Below are 8,367 nucleotides of genomic sequence, written 5' to 3' on the forward strand. Positions count from 1 at the left end.
CTGTGGACCCGTTGGCCCTGACCCTCATCGAACTGGGGGCCGTTGTGTTCTGCCTCGGCCTGTTGGCCAGGCTGGCCGGACGGATCGGAATGTCACCCATACCGCTCTACCTTCTGGGCGGGCTCGCTTTCGGTGCAGGCGGCATCGTTGAGCTGGACGGCATCAAGGAGTTCTCGCACCTGGCAGGGGAAATCGGCGTTATCCTGTTGCTGCTTATGCTCGGACTGGAATATTCGGCCGCCGAGCTTTTCACTGGGCTACGCCGCTCCTGGCAGGCGGGCGTGCTCGACCTCGTCCTGAACTTCCTGCCCGGAGCCGGCCTTGCCCTGCTGCTGGGCTGGGGCGGGGTGGGCGCCATGGTGATGGGCGGCGTTACCTACATCTCGTCGTCCGGCATCGCGGCGAAGGTCATCACAGACCTGGGCCGGCTGGGCAACCGTGAAACTCCCGTGGTGCTGTCCATCCTGGTCTTTGAGGACCTGGCAATGGCTGTCTACCTGCCCATCCTTACGGCGATGCTGGCCGGGGTGAGCTTCCTGGGCGGGCTGACCACCGTCGGCGTGGCACTGGCTGTGGTGAGCCTCGTCCTGATGATTGCGCTGCGCCACGGACACCGGGTCTCGAAGGCCGTGCACAGTGAGAATTCCGAGGTATTCCTGCTGAATGTCCTTGGCGCCGCGCTGCTGGTGGCCGGTTTGGCCTCCGCCATGCAGGTGTCCGCGGCAGTGGGGGCCTTCATGCTCGGGATCGCGATCTCCGGCGCCACCGCCCACAACGCCACCCGCATCCTGGAACCGTTGCGGGACCTGTTTGCAGCCATCTTCTTTGTGGCGTTCGGGCTAAACACCGACCCCACGTCGATTCCACCAGTGCTCGGCTGGGCTCTCGTGCTCGCCCTCATCACCGCAGTCACCAAGATGGCAACCGGGATCTGGGCCGCCAAGCGAGTGGGCATCGCCCGTCCCGGCCGGTTTCGTGCTGGAGCCACACTGATAGCACGCGGCGAGTTCTCGATTGTCATCGCCGGGCTGGCCCTTGCCTCCGGGGCGGTTCCAGACGAACTTGCCGCTCTCGCCACTGCCTATGTGCTGATCATGGCAGTTGTCGGTCCGCTGGCGGCCCGCTATGTGGAACCGCTGGTCAAGACCGTGCTGCCGCCCGCGGGCGTTGTTGCCAAAGCCTAGTCAGCGGTTGCTGCGAAAGCCTAGATAGCGGTCCGGTGGAAGTTCAGGTGGCTGCGGCTGGCCGTAGGCCCGCGCTGGCCCTGGTAGCGGTTGCCGTAGTCGCCCTGCCCGTACGGGTAGGCGGCCGCGGAGGTCAGCCTGAAGAAGCACAGCTGGCCAATCTTCATGCCTGGCCACAGTTTGATGGGCAGCGTGGCCATGTTCGAGAGTTCCAGGGTGACGTGGCCTGAGAAGCCCGGATCGATGAACCCTGCAGTGGAGTGGGTCAGCAGCCCAAGCCTTCCCAGGGAAGACTTGCCTTCCAGCCGGGCAGCGATGTCATCAGGGAGCGTCACCGTCTCATAAGTGGAGCCAAGGACGAACTCGCCCGGGTGGAGGATGAAGGGTTCGTTCTGCTCCACTTCCACGAGGCGCGTAAGCTCCGGCTGTTCTTCGGCCGGATCGATGTGCGCGTACTTGTGGTTGTCGAACAGGCGGAAGAACTTGTCGATCCGGACATCCACCGACGACGGCTGCACCATCGCCGGCTCGTACGGTTCCAGCACGATCCGCTGGGAGTCTATTTCAGCGCGAATATCGCGGTCAGAGATCAGCACCGTCCCAAATTACCGTATCGGTTATCCACAGCCGCATTCTTTCGTTGTTCCTGTCATCTCGTGGGGCTAGTGTTGCCTTAGTGATTCAGGCGCCGGATGGTCTCCCGGATGGCCCAACAGAGCTGGGGATGTTGTGAATAGATTGGTCGCGCCCTCTTTTATTGGCGTGCTCTGCGCGTTGGCGTTGGTTTCCTCGTCTGCGGGCACCGTGCCCATGCCACTTCCGCAGGGCCAGGCTGCGAGCTCGGCGGGGCCCCGCAGCGTCACCCTGGGCCCGGCCAGCGTGAACAACGACGGCGGTCCTTCCTCAGCCGACGGCTCAGCTGCGTCCGGGCTCACCCCCGCCGTGGAACCGGATATCCGCCCGGCATCACCGGCTGGGACCACGGTGCCGGCAGCACAGGAGCCAGCCACTGGAGCACCTGCCACGCAAACCCTCACCGCACCCGTTCCGGCCACCCCTGCAGCCGAAGAACCAGCCCCGGAAGTCCCCTCGATCCCGCCGCTGTGGGCTCCGGACGAAGATCTGTCCTCACCTTCGACCCAGCGCCTGGCCGCCCCCGAGTCCGCTGCTGCCTTGCCCTCGACGGAGGCACTGATCCAGGACAGCAATGCGGCGGCGGTCCTCACGGTGTTCAACAGGATCAATGAATACCGGGCGTCCAAGGGCCTGAACCCGGTGAAGTACCACCCCACCGTGGCAGGGCTGGCGCAGGAGTGGTCGGACAGCATTGCCTCCCGTGAAATCATCGAGCACCGCGCCAGTTTCTGGACTGACCCCCGTGCCATGAATCCCAACAACGGCGCCGGTGAGGTCATTGCCATCCGCACGGACCGTGACGCCGCGCAACTGGTGGAGTGGTGGAAGGGCTCCCCCGGCCACAACGCAATGTTGATCGATCCGCGGTTCAATGTCATGGGTGCCGGAATCTCTTACACGGACCGTACGTACAAGATCTGGGGCGTGGTGAACTTCTTTGGCTACACCACCCTTCCAGCCGGCACCCTCAATTCCCCCGGCGGCGCGGGATCCGTAAATCCGTTCCCCCCGCCGGCGCCAAGCATGTGTAACGCTACCGTCCGGCATATGCCGCCCACCGTGGACCTCTCTGCCGCAGCGATCAAGGGGCCGGCCGACCTCGTGACAGTTGACCCGGCGGGCCAGCTCCTCGCCCGGGCGGCCACGGGAGCGCGCACCTATGCAGCGGCCAGGTCCATAGGGTCAGGCTTCGCAGGGGCCAAGGACGTGTTCACTACGGACTGGGACCGCGACGGCGCGTACGACCTCCTGACCCAATGGACCAGTGGCACGCTCACCCTGCACCGTGGCATTGCCGCCGGCGGATTCCAGGCACCGGTCACGCTCGGCAGCGGCGGCTGGGAGACCCTCACCCTTTCAGTGGGTGGCTGGTGCGCCAACAACAGGTTCCCCCAGCTTGTAGCCCTGGACGGAGCCGGAAACCTTTTCCTGTATCCCAATAAGGGCTTGGGCGATCTTTCCGAGCGCGGATTGATCGGCAACATCGGCGCCGCCCGGAAGCTGTCCATGGTGGATTACGATGCGGACGGGTTCCAGGACATCCTGGCGCTCCGGTCAAACGGATCAGTGCAGCTGCACCGCGGCTGGGGCACCACCGCCCTGCGCGCGGAGACGAGGCCTACCGTCGCCACCGGCTGGGGCGATGTCACGGGCATTCGGCCGCTGCGGGACGTGACCGGGCTCAACTCCACGGGGGTGGCGCTGCGCCGCGCTTCGGACGTGGTGCAGTACTGGGACCTGACGTCCGGAAGCCTTGCGTCGCCGTCGAACATTACCGGCCCATGGGCGGGGCAGCGGCTGGCGCAGTAAGAGGCTATATGGCCGGTTGGAGCTCCAAGACATCCTTGAGGCGCTCCAGCTGGCCTACCTCCGAGCTGAGGCTCCGCTGCATCATCGTGTTTAGGAAGCCGAGCCGGTTCAGGAAAGTCATCCGGCTCAGGAAGCCATAGGTCCCCTCTTGCTCGGCTTCTACCGCGAACCGGACGCGCGTGCCCGACGTTTCCGTGCTCAGGTAGTAGCCGCCCGACCGGCACGCAGGGCCAGAAATGACGTCAAACCTGATTTCAGCCCCTGGCCTGGCCTGGGTGATTTCCAGGTCGGCCGGAATGCTCAGGCCGGACCGCCCTGACACCATCTGCCGGTACACGGCGCCCCTGGTTCCGGCGGGACCACGCAGCAGCTTGACGCTGCGGACGCCGTCCCGCCAGAACGGCAGGTTGGTTGCGTCGAGCAGGTACAGGTACACAGCCATGGCGTCGCGGCGGATGAGGACCTCATGCTCTGCGAATGCCATCGGGATCTTTCATGGTTGACGTCTACCTGCCGCGGCAGCTGCACCCCCCGGCTCTGCAGCTACCCGGATCAGGTTAGCCCGCGCTCCCCCGCCGCCACCCAGCCAGCGCCCGGGACGTTATTGAACAGTTACTGGATGACGCCCCCGTGACCGGACACGGGCGGCCCGCCCTCCGCTTGGGCAGTCCACTGCCACATCTGCGCTAAGCTATGTTCTGCCCCTGAAACGGGGCCATGCGGCTGTAGCTCAATGGTAGAGCGCTAGCTTCCCAAGCTTGATACGCGGGTTCGATTCCCGTCAGCCGCTCCACGAATGCAGCAGCGGGACGCCGCACAACACCCTGGGCCGTTAGGTACCGGCGTGTATGGTCAGAGGTCAGGAACCTCCTCGGTTCCGCTACAGGAGCAACCATGGCTGACAAGTCCCCGCGTCAAGCAGCATCCAAGAAGTCCGGCAGATCCATTAAGGAAAAGCGCGCGGATAAGAGGGCCGCTTCCGCGCCGGCCAGCTCCCTGGACGTAACGTCCAGCAAGGCCGCTAAGAAGAAGTGACCGGCCTCGAGAACAAACTGACCCTGGGCGTCCTGGCGTCTACGCGGAAGCCGGCCGAACGCCGGCTCCCCATCCATCCCCTGCATTTTGAGCGCGTCGCGCCCGATATCCGCCGGCACATCATCCTCGAGCAAGGCTACGGCGAGCGCTTCGGAGTCCCGGACTCGCATCTGTCCACCCTTGTGGGCAGGATGGCGGGCCGGGCTGAACTGCTGGCGGAGGCCGACGTCGTTCTCCTGCCAAAGCCGCAACCTGAGGATCTGGCCGAGCTGCGGGACGGCCAGATCCTGTGGGGCTGGCCGCACTGCGTCCAGGACCGTGCCATCACCCAACTGGCTATCGACAAGAAGCTGACGCTGATCGCCTTCGAGGCGATGAACCACTGGGCCAGCGATGGCGGCTTCGGCCTGCACGTCTTCCATAAAAACAACGAGCTCGCCGGGTATTGCTCCGTCCTGCACGCTCTCGCGCTGACCGGTTCCACCGGCGATTACGGACGGCGCCTCAGCGCGGTGGTGATCGGCTTCGGCGCCACAGCCCGCGGCGCGGTGACGGCGCTGAATGCGCATGGTGTGCACGACGTCCAGGTACTGACCAACCGCGGTGTCGCCGCCGTCGGCGCTCCCATTCATTCGGTCAATATCGTCCAGTTTGATCACGACGGCGAAGCGCCCTTCCTGAGCCAGGTCATCACCGAGCGGGGGCGGGTGCCGCTGGCGCCGTTCCTGGCCGAAAGCGACATCGTGGTCAACTGCACCCTGCAGGACCCCAATAATCCGCTGACCTATCTGCGGACGGATGATCTTGCCGCCTTCAAGCCGGGAAGCCTGATCGTAGATGTCTCCTGCGACGAGGGTATGGGCTTCAGCTGGGCAAGGTCCACCACGTTCGCAGATCCGATGTTCAGCGTCGGTGACCACATCAACTACTACGCGGTGGACCACAGCCCGTCCTACCTCTGGAACTCCTCCACCTGGGAGATCAGCCAGGCCCTGCTTCCGTTCCTGGAAACGGTCATCGATGGCCCGGAGGCGTGGGCCGGGAACGACACCATCACACGGGCCATCGTCATCCGCGACGGCGTAATCCGCAACAAGGATGTCCTCGAGTTCCAGAAACGGGAAGGCGTGTACCCGCACTTGCCCCTGTAGCCACGCTTCAGGCCGCCGTCGCCTTGCTGACGATACTCACGGGGTGGCGGCGGTCCTTGAGGCTGACCCGCAGCAGCAGCGAGCCTTTTCGAGCCAGTATGACGGCGACGGTGAGTGCTGCGAGGGCCGGGACTCCCCCGGCCACCAGCAGCGCCATGTGCGGGCTGGCGTGCTCGGCGAGCCAGCCCAGCATCGGCCCGCCGATGGCCTGGCCGCCGACGAGCACCATGATGTACAGGCTTACCACCCGGCCCCGGATACTCATGTTTGAACTGACCTGGACCAGCTGGTTGGAGCCCGTCAGGAACATCAGGCACCAGAATCCGGACAGCACCATCACCGCTCCGAACATCACCATGGATGGCGCAGCGGCGGCAAGGCAGAGCATGACTCCGTACATGCCGGCACAGAACACCACGGAGCGCAGCCGCAACTGCCTGCGCCGGGTAGAGGCGACCGCGCCGGCAATGGCCCCGAGGGCAACGAGGGCGTTCAGCAGTCCGTAGCCTCCTGCCCCGACGTTGAAAACGTTGTCGGCGAAGGCGGCCAGCACCACGGGCAGGCTCATGGCAAAAACCGCAATGAAGCCAGCCATGAGCCACGGCCAATAGATGGTGGGCTTACTGAGAGCGTAGCTGAGCCCTTCCCGCAGCATGCCCTTGCTCTTGGGCGTGGGGGCGCTGACGAACAACTGGTCCTTCCGCAGGATCAGGAGCATGGCCACGGTGGAGCAGCAGGCGAAGGCGTTGCCGGCGAACGCCCATCCTGCCCCCACCGCTGTGAGCAGCCATCCGGCCAGGGCAGGGCCAATCAGGCCCCCCAACTGGTAGGTGGTGGAATTGACGCTGATGGCGTTGCGCAGGTACTTCGGGCCCACCAGTTCGTTGACGAACACTTGCCGGGCCGGCTGATCCAGCACGGTGACCAGCCCGAGGACCAAGGCGATGACATAGACGTGCCAGACCTCAACGGCCCCTGTCAGTGCAAGAATCGCGAGCGCGGCGGCCAGAACCGCGGCCATGCTCTGGCATAGAACCAGGATCTTCCGTTTGGCGAACCTGTCCGCCACCATGCCACCCCACGGGCCCAGCAGAAGGGAAGGCAGGAACTGCAGTGCAACTGTGATCCCCACGGCAGTCACGGATCCGGAAAGTTGCAGGACCATCCAGTCCTGGGCAATGCGCTGCATCCAGATGGCGATGACGGCGATAAAGTGGCCGATTGCGAAGATTCGGAAGTTCGGGACCTTCAGCGAGATGAAAGTGTGCTTCCATGGCAGCCGTTCAGGGACGACGGCGAGCGGTTGCGTCTGGTGGTCCGGCGGTGCCGAACGTGCGGAGTCGGTGACGGGCTGGGTGACAGTTGCCGATAAAGGCGGTGGGGGTGCCACAGGAGTGTCCTCAAATTGCAGTCGGTCCGGGATGCGTTAACGCTAGGCTGGGTGCACACGATTATGGAGACGTATTGTCCCTATAACTCGTATTGCGAACTGCAATGCAGGCGATATCCGCTTTCTGCCCCACAGGAGTCCTCGTGTTTGAACCAGCGCAGTTGCGCTCCTTCCTGGCGGTTGCCGAAACCCTGAGTTTCACCAAGGCTGCTGATCGGCTGGGCCTTGCCCAACCCACGGTCAGCCAGCACGTCCGCAAGCTTGAAACAGCTGCCAGGCGGGTGCTGATCACGAGGGATACCCGGGATGTCCGGTTGACGGACAACGGTGATGCCATGGCGGGATTCGCACGGAATATCCTTTCCGCCCACGACGCCGCTGCGCGGTACTTCTCCGGCTCCGCCATGCGTGGAAGACTCCGGTTCGGTACCGCTGATGACCTTGCGATTACCGGGCTTCCCCGGATTCTCCGGGAATTCCGGCAGATCTATCCGCAGATCAACCTGGAACTGACCGTTGGCCAAAGTGACCAGCTGTACCGGAAGCTCAACGCGGGCCAGCTAGACCTCGTGTTCGTGAAATGGGTCGCCGGGGCCAAGGACGGCACGGTGGTGCAGCATGACTCGTTCTCCTGGGTTGGCCAGGAACAGACCGTGCTGGAACCCGGGGCTCCCGTGCCGCTGATCGCCTACCCCGCACCCAGCCTGAGCCGCAAGCTCGCCATCGATGCCTTGGAATCGCACGGCAGGACTTGGCGCATCACCTGCACCACGCGCCAGATCAGCGGCGTCCTTGCCGCAGTTCGAGCCGGCATCGGCGTTGCCGTCATGCCGTCCTCGCTGGTGCCCGAGGACCTGAAGATCATCACGCGCCGTTTTGACCTTCCGGCAGTCGGTGACGTGGATTTCACCTTGATCCGCAACCCCCTGGCCAACTCCGAGGTCATTGATGCACTGACACAGTCCATCCTGGGGCGGACCATCAACCGCCCGGCTTAGGCACCGGGGCCTTTCGGAAGGTATTGAGGCCGGTCACGCCTGCGGGCTCCTACCAGCTAGGTTGTACGCATGACAGCAATCACCGGCGTCGGACAGCAGTTCGCCCTTCACGTTGGACCCGGAGTCCGGATCAACTACTTCGACACCGGCGGGGACGGCTTCCC

The 8,367-nt window shown here is 64.4% G+C and carries 8 protein-coding genes and 1 tRNA gene; 6 read left to right on the forward strand and 3 right to left on the reverse strand.

Annotated elements, in window-relative coordinates; translation table 11 throughout:
- The first annotated feature begins 2 nt into the window (after positions 1-2).
- Positions 3-1,184, forward strand: a complete 1,182-nt coding sequence (locus AC5RWX_RS18790) for a cation:proton antiporter (RefSeq protein ID WP_494097844.1) — start codon at positions 3-5, stop codon at positions 1,182-1,184.
- 20 nt (positions 1,185-1,204) lie between these two features.
- Here the strand turns inward: AC5RWX_RS18790 and dcd are convergent, their stop codons facing one another.
- On the reverse strand, positions 1,205-1,780 hold the full coding sequence (gene dcd, locus AC5RWX_RS18795; protein WP_494097845.1) for a dCTP deaminase: 576 nt from the start codon (positions 1,778-1,780) through the stop codon (positions 1,205-1,207).
- A 214-nt stretch (positions 1,781-1,994) separates the two neighbouring features.
- Here dcd and AC5RWX_RS18800 point away from each other — a divergent pair, with 214 nt between their 5' ends.
- Positions 1,995-3,629: a CAP domain-containing protein gene (locus tag AC5RWX_RS18800; RefSeq protein WP_494097846.1), complete on the forward strand. Its 1,635-nt coding sequence runs from the start codon at positions 1,995-1,997 to the stop codon at positions 3,627-3,629.
- 4 nt (positions 3,630-3,633) lie between these two features.
- On the opposite strand, the gene AC5RWX_RS18805 is transcribed toward AC5RWX_RS18800, so the two are convergent.
- Positions 3,634-4,113 (reverse strand): SRPBCC family protein, encoded by a 480-nt coding sequence (locus AC5RWX_RS18805; RefSeq protein ID WP_494097847.1) that lies wholly within the window; start codon positions 4,111-4,113, stop codon positions 3,634-3,636.
- 235 nt (positions 4,114-4,348) lie between these two features.
- Here AC5RWX_RS18805 and AC5RWX_RS18810 point away from each other — a divergent pair.
- The 3 genes from AC5RWX_RS18810 (at position 4,349) to AC5RWX_RS18820 (ending at position 5,815) form a co-directional block, all read left to right on the forward strand.
- A tRNA-Gly gene (locus tag AC5RWX_RS18810) sits at positions 4,349-4,422 on the forward strand.
- Positions 4,423-4,523: 101 nt separating this feature from the next.
- On the forward strand, positions 4,524-4,664 hold the full coding sequence (locus tag AC5RWX_RS18815) for a hypothetical protein (protein ID WP_494097848.1): 141 nt from the start codon (positions 4,524-4,526) through the stop codon (positions 4,662-4,664).
- On the forward strand, positions 4,661-5,815 hold the full coding sequence (locus AC5RWX_RS18820; protein WP_494097849.1) for a N(5)-(carboxyethyl)ornithine synthase: 1,155 nt from the start codon (positions 4,661-4,663) through the stop codon (positions 5,813-5,815). Before AC5RWX_RS18815 ends, AC5RWX_RS18820 begins: the two co-directional genes overlap by 4 nt.
- Positions 5,816-5,822: 7 nt before the next feature.
- Here the strand turns inward: AC5RWX_RS18820 and AC5RWX_RS18825 are convergent, their stop codons facing one another.
- Positions 5,823-7,205: an MFS transporter gene (locus AC5RWX_RS18825; RefSeq protein ID WP_494097850.1), complete on the reverse strand. Its 1,383-nt coding sequence runs from the start codon at positions 7,203-7,205 to the stop codon at positions 5,823-5,825.
- A gap of 143 nt (positions 7,206-7,348) precedes the next feature.
- Here AC5RWX_RS18825 and AC5RWX_RS18830 point away from each other — a divergent pair, with 143 nt between their 5' ends.
- Positions 7,349-8,203, forward strand: a complete 855-nt coding sequence (locus tag AC5RWX_RS18830; protein ID WP_494097851.1) for a LysR substrate-binding domain-containing protein — start codon at positions 7,349-7,351, stop codon at positions 8,201-8,203.
- The last annotated feature ends 164 nt before the right edge of the window (positions 8,204-8,367 follow it).

It is taken from the genome of Arthrobacter sp. SPT-J7 (assembly GCF_059089965.1).

Coding starts and splice junctions, on each gene's coding strand:
- AC5RWX_RS18800 (WP_494097846.1), top strand. CDS start 1,995: ATGCCACTTCCGCAGGGCCAGGCTGCGAGCTCGGCGGGGCCCCGCAGC.
- AC5RWX_RS18805 (WP_494097847.1), bottom strand. CDS start 4,113: ATGGCATTCGCAGAGCATGAGGTCCTCATCCGCCGCGACGCCATGGCT.
- AC5RWX_RS18815 (WP_494097848.1), top strand. CDS start 4,524: ATGGCTGACAAGTCCCCGCGTCAAGCAGCATCCAAGAAGTCCGGCAGA.